At 66.0% G+C, this 16,790-nt stretch carries 12 protein-coding genes; 5 read left to right on the forward strand and 7 right to left on the reverse strand.

Annotated features, from left to right (window positions below; genetic code table 11):
- Positions 1–1,142, forward strand: a 1,142-nt coding sequence (locus JZZ72_RS23425) for a lysozyme inhibitor LprI family protein (protein ID WP_210015234.1), incomplete at its 5' end; no start/stop codon positions are given.
- A gap of 10 nt (positions 1,143–1,152) precedes the next feature.
- Positions 1,153–2,307 (forward strand): lysozyme inhibitor LprI family protein, encoded by a 1,155-nt coding sequence (locus tag JZZ72_RS23430; RefSeq protein WP_043861667.1) that lies wholly within the window; start codon positions 1,153–1,155, stop codon positions 2,305–2,307.
- Here the strand turns inward: JZZ72_RS23430 and JZZ72_RS23435 are convergent.
- Both JZZ72_RS23435 and JZZ72_RS23440 read right to left on the reverse strand, forming a co-directional pair.
- Positions 2,301–3,479 (reverse strand): MFS transporter, encoded by a 1,179-nt coding sequence (locus tag JZZ72_RS23435; RefSeq protein ID WP_043861666.1) that lies wholly within the window; start codon positions 3,477–3,479, stop codon positions 2,301–2,303. The genes JZZ72_RS23430 and JZZ72_RS23435 overlap by 7 nt on opposite strands.
- Positions 3,476–4,618 carry an MFS transporter gene (locus JZZ72_RS23440; protein ID WP_210015235.1) on the reverse strand — a complete coding sequence of 381 codons (1,143 nt, stop codon included), beginning with the start codon at positions 4,616–4,618 and terminating at the stop codon, positions 3,476–3,478. Before JZZ72_RS23440 ends, JZZ72_RS23435 begins: the two co-directional genes overlap by 4 nt.
- Before the next feature lie 97 nt (positions 4,619–4,715).
- Here JZZ72_RS23440 and JZZ72_RS23445 point away from each other — a divergent pair, with 97 nt between their 5' ends.
- Positions 4,716–5,606, forward strand: coding sequence for a LysR family transcriptional regulator (locus JZZ72_RS23445; RefSeq protein WP_210015236.1), 891 nt, complete (start codon positions 4,716–4,718; stop codon positions 5,604–5,606).
- Positions 5,607–5,720: 114 nt separating this feature from the next.
- Positions 5,721–7,388 carry an FMN-binding glutamate synthase family protein gene (locus JZZ72_RS23450; protein ID WP_043861663.1) on the forward strand — a complete coding sequence of 556 codons (1,668 nt, stop codon included), beginning with the start codon at positions 5,721–5,723 and terminating at the stop codon, positions 7,386–7,388.
- Between the two features lie 27 nt (positions 7,389–7,415).
- On the opposite strand, the gene JZZ72_RS23455 is transcribed toward JZZ72_RS23450, so the two are convergent.
- Positions 7,416–8,705 (reverse strand): OprD family porin, encoded by a 1,290-nt coding sequence (locus JZZ72_RS23455; RefSeq protein ID WP_043861662.1) that lies wholly within the window; start codon positions 8,703–8,705, stop codon positions 7,416–7,418.
- A gap of 395 nt (positions 8,706–9,100) precedes the next feature.
- Here JZZ72_RS23455 and JZZ72_RS23460 point away from each other — a divergent pair, with 395 nt between their 5' ends.
- Entirely contained in the window at positions 9,101–11,191 is a 2,091-nt protein-coding gene (locus JZZ72_RS23460) for a TonB-dependent receptor (RefSeq protein ID WP_054915932.1), read from the forward strand.
- A 69-nt stretch (positions 11,192–11,260) separates the two neighbouring features.
- Here JZZ72_RS23460 and JZZ72_RS23465 read toward each other — a convergent pair whose 3' ends face one another.
- From JZZ72_RS23465 to JZZ72_RS23480, 4 genes are all read right to left on the reverse strand, one after another.
- The gene (locus tag JZZ72_RS23465; protein ID WP_078481589.1) at positions 11,261–11,461 is read right to left on the reverse strand and encodes a hypothetical protein; all 201 of its coding nucleotides are present in this window, start codon (positions 11,459–11,461) and stop codon (positions 11,261–11,263) included.
- 184 nt (positions 11,462–11,645) lie between these two features.
- Positions 11,646–12,752, reverse strand: a complete 1,107-nt coding sequence (gene aguA, locus JZZ72_RS23470; RefSeq protein WP_054915931.1) for an agmatine deiminase — start codon at positions 12,750–12,752, stop codon at positions 11,646–11,648.
- A gap of 2 nt (positions 12,753–12,754) precedes the next feature.
- On the reverse strand, positions 12,755–13,633 hold the full coding sequence (aguB, locus tag JZZ72_RS23475) for an N-carbamoylputrescine amidase (protein ID WP_210015237.1): 879 nt from the start codon (positions 13,631–13,633) through the stop codon (positions 12,755–12,757).
- Positions 13,634–13,831: 198 nt separating this feature from the next.
- A complete protein-coding gene (locus JZZ72_RS23480) occupies positions 13,832–16,717 on the reverse strand; it encodes an aminotransferase (protein WP_210015238.1) in 2,886 nt (961 codons plus the stop codon).
- Positions 16,718–16,790 lie beyond the last annotated feature (73 nt).

Genomic DNA, 16,790 nt, shown 5'->3' on the forward strand with positions numbered 1-16,790 from the left:
TCACCCTGCTGGCTTCCAGCACCCTGCTTGCCCTTGCCCTGCACACTCCGGCCGCCGTCGCCGCCGGCTTCGATTGCAGCAAGGCACGCACCCTCATTGAAAAGTCGGTGTGCGACACGCCAACGCTGTCGGCCAAGGACGACCAGCTCAACGCGCTGTACAAGCCACTGATGACCCGGCGCATCTATCGCGAACTGGAAACCCGTTGGGTAAACGAGGTGCGCGACCGCTGCCAGACCGCCACCTGCCTTGAGCGCGCCTACGACCTGCAGATCCGCAACCTGACCGCGCTGTCGCCACCGCCCGTGCCCGGCCTGCGCGACGCGGTGCCGCTGCCCCAGGGCAGCGCCTACCGTACCCTGCAGGACGAGCCGTGGCCGCGCTTTGCGCTGGCGGCTATCCCGGACATGTACCCCGATTCGCTGGCCCAGCTGATCGATGTGGGCATCAAGGACGGCGTGCTGTACGCACTGCTCTACGTGGCAAATTCGTCCGACGGCCCCGGCTACAACCAGGACAACTGGTCGGTGCAGCCGTCTTCGGGCGTGCTGCTCGAATACGCCGACAACCGCCCCGGCCTGCATGTGATCGACCGCGACGTGCGCTTTGCCGGCTGGCGCATCAGCGAACTGATGGACCAGGGTGAACGCTATGCCGGCATCCAGGACGGCGCGTTCTACTACCGCCAGCGCACCGAGGGCGAGCTGCAGCAGGCCATGGTCTACACCCTGGGCAGCCGCCAGCCGCCGCAGGCCACCACCACGGTGTTCCACGCCCAGTCGCGCACGCTGCGCTTTGCCAAGGCAAGGGTGCTGGGCAACATGAACGACGAGAACAGCGACCTGCGCCTGAACTACGAACACGCCCTGCCGCGCCCCGCCAGCGAAACCGTGCTCGACCCCGAGAGCGGCGGCTGGAGCCTGTCCAACCTGGCCTGGAGCGAGCGCCGCCAGGTGCTGTACTTCGAGAACAGCGGCGCCATGGCCTGCATCTGGCGGGTCGACCTGAGCGGCAAGGTGCTGTCCAAGATCGTGCCCGAACACACGGCCGGGCAACCGCTGGCGGTGGAGCTCGACGGCCGTGAGGCGATCGTGTACGTCGAGCACGACCAGTTGATGTTCGCCCTGTCGCCCGACCTGTAAGGACACCCCCATGCACACCGTGACCCGCCTGCTCACCCTGCCCGCCTTGCTGGCCCTGGCCCTGCACGCGCCGGTGGCCTCGGCCGCCGGTTTCGATTGCAGCAGGGCCAACACGATTCTGGAAACCGCGATTTGCAACACGCCCTCGCTGTCGGCCAAGGACGACCAGCTGAATGCGCTGTACACCCCCCTCAAGGCGCAGAAGATATTCCGCGAGCTGGAAACCGACTGGCTGAAGAACGTGCGCAACCAGTGCAAGACCCCCGAGTGCCTGGAGAGCGCCTACGACCGCCAGATTCGCCGGCTGACCGCCGTGCCGGCACCGGCGCCGGTTGCCTCCGACAGCCTCGCACCTCTGCCCAAGGGCGAGGTGTACGCAAAGGTCGAGGACGCGCCGTGGCAGCGCTTTGCCTTGGCCCCGTTCATCGGCATGAGCGAGGACTCGGTGGCGCAACTGATCGATGTGACCGTCAAGGACGGCGTGCTGCACGCGTTCGTGTACGTCTCCGGCGACCCTGACGGGCCCACCTACGTGCAGGACAAACACCTGACGCTGGCCACCTCCGGTACCCTGCTCGAATACGCCGACGATCACCCCGGCTGGCATGTGATCGCACGCAACGTGCGCTTTGCCGGCTGGTCCCACAGCGGCTTCAACGACCAGCGCGAGCGCTATGCCGGGGTGCAGGACGGCGCGTTCTACTACCGCCAGCGCAGCAACGGCGAGCTGGAGCAGTCGATGGTGTATGCCGTGGGCAGCCAGCAGCCGCCGCAACCGACCACCCAGGGCTATCACGCCGGCTCCAACACCGTGCGCTTTGCCAAGGCGCGTGTGCTCGAAGACCTCAACGTGGCCAACGATCAGTTGCGCCTGGCCTACGAAAGCGACGGCAACTCGCGCGGCTACGAGAGCGTGATGGCGCCCGACTCCAGTGGCTGGAGCCTGGTCAACCCGACCTGGAGCGAACACCGCCCGGTGCTGTACTTCGACAACAGTGGCGGCATGGCCTGCGTCTGGCGGGTCGACCTGGTGAACAAGGTGCTGTCCAAGATCGTGCCCGAGCACGAGGCGGTGTCGGCCCGCCCGGTGGACATCAATGGCCGCGAAGCGCTGGTGTATGTGCAGGAGAACCAGCTGATGTTCGCCATCGCCCCGGATCAGTAACCCTGTGGCAACGCTCGGGCCCGCCAGCGCCCGAGCAGCCGGCCTACGCTCACCAGCCAGTTGAGCAGCGCCACGCACAGCACGCTGAGCAGCAGCGCATGCGGGCCGCCCTGCACGATCAGGGTGCCGGCCAGCAGCGGGAAGCCGAACACGCCGATGAAGTACCCCAAGCTGAACAGCAGCAGTGCCTGCGGCGTATAGCCGGTGGGCGCTTCGTTGGCCGCCAGGCCGTTGATCACCGAATAGTTGAGCCCGTAACCCACCCCCAGCAACGCCGCCGCCAGCAGGTAGCTGAGGGCGTCCTGCACCCACCAGCCCAGTGCGATGACGGCCAGCACCATCAGCCCGGTCAGCAGGCACGAGGTGCGGTAGGCGTCATGCCGCACCACCCAGCCGGCGATCAGCAGCCGGCAGCCGATGGCGGCGAGCATGAAGCCGACGAAGAACAGCGAATAGTCCAGCCCGCGACTGGCCGCGTAGGTGGTCTGAAAGCTGCCCAGCCCGCCGAACACCGCACCGCCCAGGCCCACCATCAGGATCGGCCAGCGCGCCGACGAGCGCAGCACCTGGATGCCGGCGTGGCGGCTGATGCGGGCGCTGGCCGCCTGTGCCGGGTGCTGGCGGGCCAGCCAGGCGAAGACCAGCATACCCACAGCGGCGGCCAGGGCGGCGGTGTAGAACGCGGTTTCCAGTGGCAGGTGCAGCAGCGAGGCGAGCTTGCCGGCCAGCGGGCCGGAGCCGATGCCACTCATCATGCTGCCTGACAGCAGCGCGAAGCAGTGGGTGCGCCGGGCCGGCTCGACCAGCGCGGCAACCAGGATCGGGCCCAGGGTGTAGAACGCACCCCAGCCCAGGCCCAGCAGCAGGCCGCACAGCCACAGGCTGAAGTCGACACCGGGTACCAGGGCAAAACCCAGGCAGGCGCCGATCAGGCACAGCGCCGACTGTGCGATGGCGCGGGCGGTGCCGAGCCAGTCGGCGAGGTGGCCGCTGCCGAGCACGGCGATCACGGTGCTGAGCATGGCGATGGCGATGATGCTGCCGGCGTCCTGTTCGTTGCCACCTCGGGAAGTGACCAGCAGCGAGAGCAGAAAGGTCGAGCCGTAGGACAGCGACAGCAGGTAGCTGGCCAGGCACAGCAGGCCGAAATGCGGGGTGGTTGTTTTTGTCATGGTGGGTCCGCCGATGGGTATGGCTGTTTTAGCATGGGGATTGGCGGTGGCAGTTGTGGATATACCGGAGTTGGGATCTGCAGCGGCTGGACAAACGCCTTCGCCGGCAACAGCGCGCCGGCACTCCCGCCCAGGTAATAGCAGGTCAGGTAGCGCCCGATCGCCCCGGCCTTGTTCGCGCCGGCCGTGGTCGCAATGAAAGTGTTGGCCGCCGCCTGCGCCAGGAACACCCCGGTCGAGCTCAACGCCAGCCCCAGCACGATAACCCACAGCGTGGGCACAAGCGTCAGGCCGATGCCCACCGCGCCGACAACGCCCGCCACCATCAGCAGGTGCAACGGCGGGCGAGCCCTGGCCAGGCGGCCGGCAATCGGCGTGACCACCAGCGCCAGCAGAAACACCGCATAGATCGACCCCAGCGCCGCCGCCCCCAGCCCGAACGGCGCCCGGCTCAGGTGCAGCCCCACATAGGTGAACGACGCCACCTGCGAAAACAGCACGCAGAACCCCACCGCGCACGCCGACCACAATGGCCAGCCAAACCGTGGTGGCGCACTGGCCCTGCGCGTGCTCGCCGGCATCGGTTCGAGCACCAGCAGCCAGCGAATCCCCAGCCCCATCAGCAGCACCACCAGCGCCAGCACCTCGAACGCTTCGCGCCAGCCCCAGTACTCGGTCACCCACGCCACCACGAAGCGCCCGGCAAAGCCGCCCAGGATGGTGCCGGTCACGTACAGGCTGGTGACCTCGGTCACGCTCGCGCCCTGCCACCGCTCACCAATCAGCGCCACGCTGCAGGCGAAGATCACCGGTATCAGCAAGCCCTGCACCGCCCGCCACAGCAGCAGCTCGGCAAAGCTGCCCACCGTGGCCATCAGCAGCACCGGGGTGGCCAGCAGCAACGCCGCCATCACGATCAGCGTCACCGGCGACCAGCGCCGCGCCAGCCAGCCGACCCAGGGCGCAGTCAGCGCCACCATCAGGGTGGTGATGGTCAGGCTCCAGCTCACCTGGCCAATGTCCACGGCAAACTGCCGGGCCAGTTGCGCGAGGATGCCCTGGGTGGCGTACAAGGGGAGGAACGCCGCGCAGCCGCACAACAACATCGCGACCCGCGCAGCCGAAGAAGGCGCCTGCATGGCAAAACTCGTTAAAGTGTGTGGCGCCCTTTATACGGCGCCCCACTCGCCCCGGGCCAATACCGATTTCGGACCGATCGATACCTCAAGGTGCACCATGCTCGACCTCCGCAAACTGCGCTATTTCCTGGCCGTGGCCCAGGCCCTGCATTTCGGCCGCGCCGCCCAGGCCCTGCACCTGGCCCAGCCCGCGCTGACCCGGCAGATCTCGGCGCTGGAAGCCCAGCTGGGGTTCAGCCTGTTCGAGCGCAGCAGCCGTAACGTCAGCCTCACCGTGCAGGGCCAGGCCTTCGTGCCCTATGCACGCAACGTGATCGAGCAACTGGCGCTGGCCGAAACCATGGCCGCCAGGCTCGCCAGCGGCATGGCCGGCCACCTGAGCCTGGGCTATGCCAGCTCCGTGGCCCTGAGCGACCGCTTTACCCAGGCCATCCAGCGCTTCGCCCAGGCCTTCCCCGAGGTGCAGTTGAACCTGATCGAACAGGCGTCGATGAACCAGTGGGCGCAGCTGCGCGACGGCACCCTGGACATCGGCCTGAGCCGCCTGCCGCCCCCCGCCGAGCACAACCTGCACACCGACACCCTGGAGCACGAACCCCTGCTGCTGGCGCTGCCGGTCAGCGACCCGCTCAGTGAACAGGCACAGGTCAGCCTGGCGCAGTTGCAGCAGCGCCCGGTGATCCTCTACCCCGAGCAGCACGGCACCGGGCTCAACCTGGCTATCGAGACCCTGTTCGCCAACGCCGGCCTGGCGCTGCACCGCGGCCCCAGCGGCCAGCAGACCACCACCATCATCGCCCTGGTCGCCGCCGGCCAGGGCGTGGCGGTGGTGCCGGCCTGCACCAGCGCGCTGGAACGCAAGGGCGTGTGCTACCGCCCGCTGAGCGATGCCGATGCACACATCGCGCTGCATGCCATCAGCCGCAGGCACGGCCGTTCGCGGGCGGCCGAGGCGTTCCTGGCGATCATCAACCAGCCGGGCCCATGAGCCCCGGCGCCTGGCAAGCACGGCGCGGATAAAACTGTTTTACCGAAACCACGGGTTTTCCGCCGCGGTGCTTTGCCTATCCTAGGCGCGACAAACACCATCAGCGGAAGATTCATGCGCCTCTCGTTTCCCAGCCGTTATGCCTGCCTGGCGGCGTGCCTCACGTTCAGCCTGGCCAGCCTGCCGTTTCTTGCCACTCACGCCTGGCTCTGGCCATTGACCCTGATCGGCACGCTGCTCTCGCTGGTGGGCCTGAACGACCTGCGCCAGCGCCAGCACGCAGTGCGGCGCAACTACCCGATCCTGGGCAACCTGCGCTACCTGATCGAGACCATCCGACCCGAGATCCGCCAGTACCTGCTCGAAGGCGACGACGACAAGCTGCCCTTCTCCCGCGCGCAGCGCTCGCTGGTGTACGCACGGGCCAAGAACGAAAGCGCCGAGAAAGCCTTCGGCACGCTCAATGACGTGTACCGCCCGGGCTTCGAGTTCATCAGCCATTCGATGCTGCCGGTCAACACCCCCGACCCGGCCTCGTTTCGCATCGCCATCGGCGGCCCGCAATGCCGCCAGCCGTACTCGGCGTCGATCTTCAACATTTCGGCCATGAGCTTCGGCGCCCTCAGCGCCAACGCCATCGGTGCGCTGAACAAGGGCGCCAGCCTCGGCCGTTTTGCCCACGACACCGGCGAGGGCAGCATCAGCCCCTACCACCGCGAACATGGCGGCGACCTGATCTGGGAAATCGGCAGCGGCTATTTCGGCTGCCGCGACGCCCACGGCCGCTTCAACCCGCAGCGCTTCGCCGAACAGGCCCGCGACCCGCAGGTGAAGATGATCGAGATCAAGCTCAGCCAGGGCGCCAAGCCCGGCCACGGCGGCATCCTGCCGGGGCACAAGGTGAGCGCCGAGATCGCCGCCACGCGCGGTGTGGCGCCCGGCGAAGACTGCATCTCGCCCGCCGCCCACAGCGCCTTCAGCACGCCGGTGGGGTTGCTCGAGTTCGTGGCGCAGTTGCGCGAGCTGTCCGGCGGCAAACCGGTGGGCTTCAAGTTCTGCCTGGGCCACCCCTGGGAGTTCATGGGCATCGCCAAGGCCATGCTGGCCACCCAGATCGTGCCCGACTTCATCGTGGTCGACGGCAAGGAAGGGGGCACCGGCGCTGCGCCACGCGAATTCAGCGACAACATCGGCGTGCCCATGCGCGAGGGCCTGATGTTCGTGCACAACACCCTGGTGGGCCTGAACCTGCGCCACAAGGTGCGCATCGGCGCCGCCGGCAAGATCGTCAGCGCGTTCGACATCGCCGGCGTGCTGGCCCTGGGCGCCGACTGGGTGAACTCGGCGCGCGGCTTCATGTTCGCCATCGGCTGCATCCAGTCACAAAGCTGCCACACCAACCAGTGCCCCACCGGCGTGGCCACCCAGGACCCGTTGCGCCAGCGTGCACTGGTGGTGCCCGACAAGGCCGAACGGGTGTTCAGCTTTCATCGCAATACCCTGCATGCGCTGGCCGAGATGCTCGCGGCCGCCGGTCTCGAGCACCCCAGCGAACTCAAGCCCAAGCACCTGGTGCGCCGCGTCAGCGCCAGCGAGATCCGGCTGTTTTCGCAGTTGCACGTGTTCCTCAAGCCCGGCGAATTGCTCAGCGGCTCGATCGATAGCGAATTCTATGCACGGATGTGGCGGATGGCCCGCAGCGACAGCTTCGCGCCGCAACTGCAGGATGCGCCCGTGGCGCCGGCGAATGCGGTACGCCGAAAACAAACAACCCCGGCCTAGGCCGGGGTTGTTTGAAGGTCGAATCGATCAGAGGATGCTGATCGGGTACTCGACGAATACGCGGACTTCGTTGCCGTCTGCGGTGTAGTCGATAGCGTTGAGGTTGTTGGTGCCACGCAGGAACGAGCTACGCAGTTTGACGGACAGGTCCTTGGCAGGGCCTTCCTGAACCACGTACTTGAACTGGTTGAAGATTTCGCGCTCTTTGCCTTCGCCGAAGCCGTGGGTGTTGATGTTGTCACCCGCTACGTATGCAAAGTTGTAGGTCAGACCCGGTACGCCGAAGGCGCTGAAGTCCAGGCCGTAGCCGATCTGCCACGAACGCTCGTCTTCGGCGTTGAAGTCGGACCAGTAGGAGTTGGCCAGGAAGATGGTCGAACCACCGTCACCCACGCCGCGGCGGTTCTGGTACCAGCCGTACTGGTAGCCGGTGTCGCCGGTGTTGCGCTGGTGCGCCAGGGTGATCGAGTGCGGGCCGAAGGCGTAGGTGGCCGCCAGGCTCCAGATGGTGTTGCGGTCACCGGTCAAGCCTGCACGGTTGACGTACTTCTTGTCGATGTCCGACTTGTAGCCGTTGAAATCCAGGGTCAGCGACTGGTCGTCGGAGATGGCGTGGACGTAGTTCAGGCCCAGGTAGTGCTTCTTCAGTACGTCTTCGACGTCGGAGGTGTACAGCGCACCGGTGAAATTCTCGGTGAACTGGTACTTGCCGCCGAACACGTTGATCGACTTCAGACCACCGCTATCGCGACCTTCGGCGCTCTTGCGCGCTTCCTGGGTGTAGCGACCGGCGTTCAGTTCCAGGCCCTTGATCTCCTTGGAGGTGATCGATGTGCCAGTGAAGCTCTCTGGCAGCAGGCGGCCGTCGTCATAGTTCAGCACTGGCAGGGTCGGCATCTGGTCGCCGTATGCCAGTACGGTATTGGAGACGCGGAACTTGATCGCAGCACCGGCACGCGCCAGGTTGTGCGGGGAGTTGCTCGGTTCGGTATCGCTTGGCTTGAAGAAGTCGATACCGGCGCCGCCGTTACGACCCTTGCCGCCGTCCAGACGGATGGCGTACAGGCCGAAGGCATCGACGCCCACGCCCACGGTGCCCTGGGTGAAGCCCGACGAGAACTTGCCGATGAAGGCCTGGCCCCACTCGGACTGGTCACTGCTGCCATGCTTCTTGTCACGATTGATGAACGCGTTGCGCAGCAGAACGCTGGCCTTGCTGTCTTCCTGGAAACCGTTCGACGCGGCCTGGTCGTTGGCCATTGCCTGAGTCGCCGCCATAAGCCCCAGCGCGATCAGACTGATCCGTGTTTTCAACATGTTATTTTCCTTATTTCGGAGTGTTTTACGCTCTGCGACCAACGCCAGGAACCACGCCCCCTGCGTGGGTTGACGCTCACGGGTCTGCAAACAAAAAGCCCGCCTGCAACAAGGGTGCAGCGGGCCTTTTCTTGGGACTCTTGGCCGATGGGCCTACAGGCGTTGGGTCCGATCCTAGCCGTGCGTACAAGGCCATGTCAAAAATTCGTGAAAACGACAAGTCATATGGCCATTACGCCGTCTTCAGCGGCGCAGACAAGGCAGCCCGCAATCGGTTGCGTCCCGCTGGAAATACCTGGATACGACCGCACCACAAAGGTGCGTAAATAGCGCTAACATTTGGGAATGCAAAGCATTACCATTCGCACCCTTTTCATCACCAAGTACCTTTGCCGATGCGTGCCACGCCCGTCCCTTGCCGTCTTTCCCCTGTGTCTCTGGGGCTTTGCGCCCTGTTCAGCTCCAGCCTGGCGTGTGCTGCCAGCACCACGTTGCCCGAGCTGTCGGTAACCGCCGACAGCGACCGGGATGACCCTCGGGTCAAGGAAGTGACCACCGCCACCCGCACCTCCACCCCGGCGCGCTACGTGCCCCAGGCCATCGATTCGATCAAGACCGCCAGCGTGCACGACTACGGCACCCATGACCTGGGCAAGGCCCTGAGCGGCATCCCCAACGTCAGCAACAGCGCCGACACCCGCTTCGACAGCCTGCGCATCCGAGGCTTCGACGCCAGCAACGACTTCTACCTGGACGGCATCCGCGACGACAGCCAGTACGTGCGCGACCTGTACAACATCGAACGGATCGAGGTGCTCAAGGGGCCGGCGGCGGTGCTGTACGGCCGCGGCAGCCAGGGCGGTATCATCAACCGCGTGAGCAAGGCGCCCGAAGCCGGCCGACACTCCAGCATCGAGGCCCAGGGCGGCAGCGACGACCTGCGCAGCCTGTATGCCGACCTCAGTGCCGACCCCAGCGACACCCTCAGCCTGCGCCTGAACATGGGCAACCGCGACAACAACAGCTTCCGCCACGGCATCGACGGCAGCCGCCAGCTGTTCGCGCCTTCGATGAGCTGGCAGCTCAGCCCGGACCTGAACTGGCTGGTGCAGTACGAATACAGCCGCTACAACCGCACGCCCGACCGCGGTATCCCAGGCGATCCGCGCACCGGTCGCCCGGTGGATGTCAGGCGCAGCACCACCTATGGCGACCCGCAGCGCGACTACATCGACGACACCGCGCAGTCGCTGCGCTCGCGCCTGAACTACCAGCTCAACGATGCCTGGCAACTGCGCCATACCCTGGGCCTGTTCCAGCTCGACAGCGACTTCGACAACACCTACCTCACCGGCTACAACGCCAGCACCGGCCTGGTCGGGCGCCAGCGCTGGCAGCAGGACCTGAACACGCGCAACCTGTTCAACACCGTGGAAATCGAAGGCAACGTGTCGACCTTCGGCCTGGAGCACACCCTGCTCACGGGGCTCGAACTGGGCGAGCAGCGCCGTCACTCGCTGCTGCGCAGCGGCAAGGGCGTGCCGGGCGTCGACCTGTTCAACCCGGACCGCGGCCAGCAACACAATGGCGTGCTGGCGGTGTCCAGCAACAACCATACAGACGTGCACAGCCGTGGCCTGTATGTGCAGGACCAGGTCCGCCTGAACGATCAGTGGCAACTGCTCGTGGGCCTGCGCCATGACCGGTTCGAGGTGGACACCACCAGCAAGGTCAGCGGCCTGAGCGAAAAGCAGCAGAGCAACAGCACCAGCCCGCGCCTGGGCGTGGTGTGGACGCCGCTCAGGGACCACGCTTTCTATGCCTCGTGGAGCAAGACCTTTTCGCCGGTGGGCGGCGGCCTGATCGGCATCACCCCGGGGGCGGCGGGCAACGCCAACGAAACCGGGCCTGAACATACACGGCAGAAGGAGATCGGGGTCAAGAGCGAGTGGCTGGACGAGCGCCTGAGCACCACCCTGGCGGTGTACGAGCTGGAGCTGTACGACCGCCGCAGCCGCGACCCGGACAACGCCGACCGCTACATCCTCACCGGCCTGCAGCGCTCGCGCGGGGTCGAACTGACCGCCACCGGCAAGCTGGGAGGCAACTGGTATGTGCGCGGGGGCATCGGCCTGCAGGACGCCACCATCGTCGAAGACACCGAAGGCAATGCCGGAAACCGCATCAACGACGTGGCGCGGCGCAACGCCAGCCTGTTCGTCACCTGGAAACCGGAAATGGGCTGGTACGCCGAAACGGGTGTGACACTGGTGGGGCAGCGTTATGCCGATACCAGGAACACCATCGTGCTGCCGGGGTATGGCAGCTGGGACGCGCTGGTCGGCTGGCGCACGCAGGATTGGGATGTGCGCGCGGCGCTGAGCAACATTGCCGACAAGACCTACTACAGTTCGGCGACCAGTGCCGGGCAGATCCAGTTCGGTGATCCGCGCAGCCTGGTGGTGACGGGTACCTACAACTTCTAGAACCGCGATGAGGCCAGTACAGCCTCCACAAAAAAGGGCACCACCGCAATCGGTGGCGCCCTTTCCAGTTCAGCGGTAGCACACCCCCAGCAGCGCATCGAGCTCTGCCTCGGTGATCAACCCCTGTGGATAACGTTCCACCAGTGCACGTCGTGGATCGGTCTTCCTGACCCGGAGGGTTCCATGGTGTTTCAACCACTGCGCCACTGCCTCAAGCGCCTCGAGGTTCACCACCGACGGGTGCGAAACCGGTTCACTTGTCGCATTCATTTCCACACGTACTCCCCAGAAGTGTGAACGGCTACCTTAATCAAACTTTGTGACAGAACTGCGCCGTCGTACTTGCTTGAAATACAAGGCAAAACGAATACAAGAGGTGTGCCAGTTGCGTCGCCGGCCATCGCGCAGGCAAAAAAAAGCCCGTCGATGACGGGCTTGATTTGCCAGGCCGCTCTCAGCGCTTGGCAGGGGCGGGTTGCTGCTGGGTCAGGCAATGGATGTTGCCACCGCCCAGCAACAGCTCGCGGCCCGGCACCATGACCACTTCGTGATCGGGGAACAGACGCGCCAGGACCGCTCTGGCCTCGGCATCGGCGGGGTCGTCGAAGCTCGGCGCGATGATCCCGCCGTTGACGATCAGGAAGTTCACGTAGGAACCGGCCAGGCGTACCGACGGGTTGCGCTCCTGGCTGCCGGCCACCAGATCGACCCCGGCGCACTCCTCTTCGGTAGCGTACAACGGGCCCGGGATCGGCATCTTGTGCACCACGAATTCACGGCCCTTCGCATCGCGCTGGCTTTGCAGCACCGCCAGGGCGGCGCGGCAGCGTGCGTAGTTGGGGTCTTGCGAATCATCGGTCCAGGCCAGTAACACTTCGCCCGGGCGAACGTAACAACAGAAGTTGTCCACATGCCCGTCGGTTTCGTCGTTGTACAGGCCCTCGGGCAGCCACACGATGGTGTCCACCGCCAGTTGATCGCGCAGAATCGCCTCGATCTGCTCGCGATTCAGGTGCGGGTTGCGGTTGTGGTTGAGCAGGCACTCCTCGGTGGTGATCAGGGTGCCTTCCCCATCCACGTGAATCGAGCCGCCTTCGAGCACGAAGCCCTCGGTGCGGTAACGCTGGCAGCGCTCCATTTCCAGCACCTTGGCCGCCACCTGTTCGTCGCGGTTCCACGGCGCGTACAGGCCGCCCTCGAAGCCGCCCCAGCTGTTGAAGCCCCAGTGCACGCCGCGCACTTCGCCGCTGTCGTTGATCACGAAGGTCGGGCCGGTGTCACGCACCCAGGCGTCGTCGTTGCTGATTTCCACCACACGGATGTTGGGCATGTCCAGTTGCGCACTGGCGTTTTCGTACTGGCCGGCCGACACACCCACGGTGACCGGCTCGAAACGCGCGATGGCCTTGGCCACCGCCACGTGGGCGGCCTGGGCCGGCTTGCCGCCCAGGCGCCAGTTGTCCGGGCGCTCGGGCCACAGCATCCATACCTGGGTTTGCGGTGCCCACTCGGCAGGCATGTGGAAGCCGTCGGCGCGCGGGGTAGTGTTCAGGGTCTTCATGGTCAGGATTCCAGTGAACCGTCGAGGGTTTTGATCGCACCATACAGGTTCGGACGGCGGTCACGGAAGGTGCCCCAGGCGCTGCGCACGTGTTCCAGTTTGTTCAGGTCGAAGCTGTGCACCAGCACGCCCTCTTCGGTCTGGTCCAGTTCCTCGACCTTTTCGCCGAACTGGTTGGCGATGAACGACGAGCCGTAGAAGGTGATGGCGTAGCCGTCCTGTTCTTCGCGGCCGATGCGGTTGCTGGCCACCAGCGGCATCAGGTTGGCGCCGGCGTGCCCCTGCTGCACACGCTGCCAGTGCTCGCGGGAGAGGATATTGGCATCGTGCGGTTCGCTGCCGATGGCAGTGGGGTAGAACAAAATCTCCGCGCCCAGCAGCGCCATGCTGCGGGCGCACTCGGGGAACCACTGGTCCCAGCAGATGCCCACGCCGATCTTGGCGTAGCGGGTCTGCCACACCTTGAAGCCGGTGTCGCCGGGGTTGAAGTAGTACTTCTCGTGGTAGCCGGGGCCGTCGGGGATGTGGCTCTTGCGGTACACGCCCAGGTTGCTGCCGTCGGCGTCGATGATCGCGATGCTGTTGAAGCGGGCGCGGCCGGCCAGCTCGTAGTAGCTGATGGGCAGCACCACCTGCAGCTCCCTGGCGAGCGTCTGGAAGTGCGCGATGGCGGCGTTGGTTTCGGTGGGCGTAGCCAGTTGCAGGTAGTCGGCATTGGGCTTCTGGCAGAAGTACGGGGTTTCGAACAGTTCCTGGATCAGGATGATCTGCGCGCCCTTGGCGGCGGCTTCGCGCACCAGTTTTTCGGCGGTGGCGAGATTTGCCTGGCGGTCCCAGGAACAAGCCATCTGGGTGGCGGCGACGGTGACGGTACGGCTCATGGGAACCTCCTTGGGAAGGTACAAGGGAAGACGATGAGCACTTTATAGCCGATAAATATCGGCTTTAAAAGCCAAAAATAATTAAACCTCTCAGGTTCGTGCGATTATTAATCGATATTAATCGGCGCTAGGGAGGATTCGTTGACTGCTTCGCTGGCAAGCCAGCGAATGCAGGACAGCGCCCTCCCGACTCCGCCTCTACACCCCCTGCGCCAACACCCGCTCCACACTGTCCACAAAGAAATCCACGCTCGCCCGCGTAGTGCACATGGGCGGCTTGATCTTGAGGATGTTCAGGTAGTCACCGGTCGGCTGCATGAAGATGCCCAGCTCGCGCAGACGCTCGCACAGCGCCGCCGTCTCTTCGGTGGCCGGTTCCAGGCTGACGGCATTGCGCACCAGCTCCAGGCCCAGGTAGAACCCCGACCCATGCACTGCACCCGCCAGCGGATACTTATCGACAAGCGCCTGCAGACGCGCCTTGAAGTACCCACCCACCTCGCGCGCGTTGTCCCACAGGCCCTCCTCCTCCATCACGTCCAGCACCGCCATGCCGATACGGCAGCTCACCGGGCTGCCACCGGCCGACGAGAAGAAGTAACCCTCGGCCTCCAGCGCCTCGGCGATCTCGCGCCGAGTGATCACCGCGCCCAGCGGCTGGCCGTTGCCCATGCCCTTGGCCATGGTGATGATATCCGGCACCACACCCTGCTGCTCGAAGCCCCAGAAGTACTCGCCCAGCCGCCCGTAGCCCACCTGCACCTCGTCGGCGATGCATACCCCGCCCCGCGCGCGCACCCTGGCATACACCTGCTGCAGATACCCCGCCGGCAACGGAATGCCGCCGGCATTGCCGTACACCGGCTCGCAGATGAACCCCGCCAGCTGACGCTCGCCGATCTCGGCCAGGCGTTCGTCGACATCGCGCACATAGTCGGCGGTGGTGTCCTGCCCACGGTACTTGCCGCGGTAGGTGTTCGGTGCGGTCACCGGGTGCACCCAGTCGGGCCGGGTGCTCAATGCCTGCGGGTTGTCGGCGATGGAGGTCGAGATGGCATCGGTGGCCACCGACCAGCCGTGGTACGCCTCCAGCACGCTGAGCATGTCGCGCCCGCCGCTGGCCGCCCACGCCAGGCGGATCGCCAGGTCGTTGGCCTCGGTGCCGCTGTTGACCAGGAACACCCGGTCCATCCCCGGCGGCGCCAGCGCCAGCAGGCGCTCGGAAAACTCGGCGATGGCCGCATAGTGAAAGCGCGAGTTGGTGTTGAGCAGCGACCACTGGCGCGCCGACTCGCTCACCATGCGCGGGTGCCCATGGCCCAGCACCGCGACGTTGTTGAGCATGTCCAGGTACGAGCGCCCCTGCATGTCGATCAGGTAGTTGCGCCAGCCGCGCTCGATATGTGGCGGCTTCTGGTAGTAGTGCTTCTGCGAGCGCGCGAAGCTGGCGTCGCGACGCGCCAGCAGGGCATGCGGGTCGGGCAGTGGCGCGGCGTCGCAGTCAAAGCCCAGCAGCGCAGCCGGCGAAGGGCACAGCGCCTGCCACGCCAACGCGCGCGAAGGCGCGACGAAGTTCGGCGGTTGCAGGCCGGCCACGCGGCACAGCTGCACCTCGAGCTCGGTGGCGTGCCCCAGCGGCTCGCCCTGGGCGATGACCGCGCCCGATGCGGGGCTTTGCACCACCCCGCGCAGCCACAGGCTGGAGGCGTCACCTTCAAGGCACGCCCAGCCCTGCTCGCCGTGGCGCCAGGTGCCGGCAAACGGCGCCACCAGCGCACTGTCCACGGGCAGGTGCAGCTCCACGTGCAGCGCACAGGTGTGCGGTTCCAGCGGGTTGTCGATATGGGTCTGCGACAGGCGGTACTGGGCATACAACGTGCTGGCCGGGGCCGCATGGGTACGCAGCAGGTGCTGGTCGATGCCGGGCTGCTCCCAGTTGCCGGCGCTGAAGTGCTCGCTCAGCACGCCAAGATCGACCCGCACCACAGCCTGGTCGCGCAACCCCGGCAGCAGCATGCCGGTGGCCGGCAGCGGCGCGGGCGCAAGGCCGGCCAGTGGCATGATCGCCGCCTCCATCAATGCAAACGGCACACCGGCTGCCACCTCGAAGATCTCCCACTCATGGGCCAGGTTGTCGCGGCTGTAGCTGTTGCCGGGGTCGACGCCCACCTGCTGCTCGCCACTGAGCACAAGCACCGCCGCGCGCGCCACGATCATCGGCCATAGCGCTCGCAGCTCGGCCTCGTGCAGCGGGTTGAGCGCATGATAGGCAGCGATGGCCGGCAGGATGCGCAGCGGGTCGCCGTCGACATGATGCAGCAGCGCCGCGCAGGTCACCGACAGGTCGGCGATGCGCCAGGTGTGCAGCAGGTCGCCGAAATCGATCACCCCCTGAAACTGCCACTCGCGTGCGCCATCGCGCTGCCACACGGCGTTGTCATCGGTAATGTCCAGGTGCACCGCCTGCATCGGCAGCTGCGCCAGAAGCGGCTCTAGCGCCACGCGGGCCTGCTCGGCAATGGCCTGCACCCGCACCTTGCGCGGCCCGTCGGCCAGCACCGGGAGCAGGTGGGCGATCACCGCCTGGGCATGGCGCGGGTCCCATTGCAGGGTGCGCTCCAGCCCGGGGTGGGTGAAGTCCGCCAGCGCCAGGTCGACCCGTGCACACAACGCCCCCAGCGCGTGCATCAGGCGCGGCGCCATGTACGGCAGGCGGGTCAGGGTCTGGCCCTCGATGTAGGTGAGCACCCGGGCGCGCACCGGCTGGCCGTCGATCGTCAGTGCCAGCAGCGGCTCGCCACCGTTGGCACGACGAACGGCCGGTACCGGCACACCCTGACGGTGCAGGTGCTCCAGCGCCGCATGCTGGGCTTCAAGCTCCTGCTGCGCATAGTCGCCATGACAGACCTTGAGCACGAAGCGCCCGTGGGGCGTATCGACGCGAAAGTTCAGGTCCTGCTGGCTGCCCAGCGGCTGCAGCGTGCCTTGCAGCCCGTAATGCGCCTGCAGCAGCTGCGCCGCCTGGGCCGGGTCGAGATCGGGGCATGGCAGGCTGGCGCGGTGAATGAGGGTGTTCAGCGACATGGAGAAGGCCTCGATTTTTTTTGTCGCTTATATCGCCACCGCTGCTGCCGATAAGCAAGGGGAGTGACGAAGG

It is taken from the genome of Pseudomonas palmensis (assembly GCF_017848315.1).
GTDB classification, from domain to species: domain Bacteria; phylum Pseudomonadota; class Gammaproteobacteria; order Pseudomonadales; family Pseudomonadaceae; genus Aquipseudomonas; species Aquipseudomonas palmensis.

Bases quoted from the DNA above. Each gene is read 5' to 3' on its own strand.
- JZZ72_RS23430 (WP_043861667.1), top strand. From the start codon at position 1,153: ATGCACACCGTGACCCGCCTGCTCACCCTGCCCGCCTTGCTGGCCCTG.
- JZZ72_RS23435 (WP_043861666.1), bottom strand. From the start codon at position 3,479: ATGACAAAAACAACCACCCCGCATTTCGGCCTGCTGTGCCTGGCCAGC.
- JZZ72_RS23440 (WP_210015235.1), bottom strand. From the start codon at position 4,618: ATGCAGGCGCCTTCTTCGGCTGCGCGGGTCGCGATGTTGTTGTGCGGC.
- JZZ72_RS23445 (WP_210015236.1), top strand. From the start codon at position 4,716: ATGCTCGACCTCCGCAAACTGCGCTATTTCCTGGCCGTGGCCCAGGCC.
- JZZ72_RS23450 (WP_043861663.1), top strand. From the start codon at position 5,721: ATGCGCCTCTCGTTTCCCAGCCGTTATGCCTGCCTGGCGGCGTGCCTC.
- JZZ72_RS23455 (WP_043861662.1), bottom strand. From the start codon at position 8,705: ATGTTGAAAACACGGATCAGTCTGATCGCGCTGGGGCTTATGGCGGCG.
- JZZ72_RS23460 (WP_054915932.1), top strand. From the start codon at position 9,101: ATGCGTGCCACGCCCGTCCCTTGCCGTCTTTCCCCTGTGTCTCTGGGG.
- JZZ72_RS23465 (WP_078481589.1), bottom strand. From the start codon at position 11,461: ATGAATGCGACAAGTGAACCGGTTTCGCACCCGTCGGTGGTGAACCTC.
- aguA (WP_054915931.1), bottom strand. From the start codon at position 12,752: ATGAAGACCCTGAACACTACCCCGCGCGCCGACGGCTTCCACATGCCT.
- aguB (WP_210015237.1), bottom strand. From the start codon at position 13,633: ATGAGCCGTACCGTCACCGTCGCCGCCACCCAGATGGCTTGTTCCTGG.
- JZZ72_RS23480 (WP_210015238.1), bottom strand. From the start codon at position 16,717: ATGTCGCTGAACACCCTCATTCACCGCGCCAGCCTGCCATGCCCCGAT.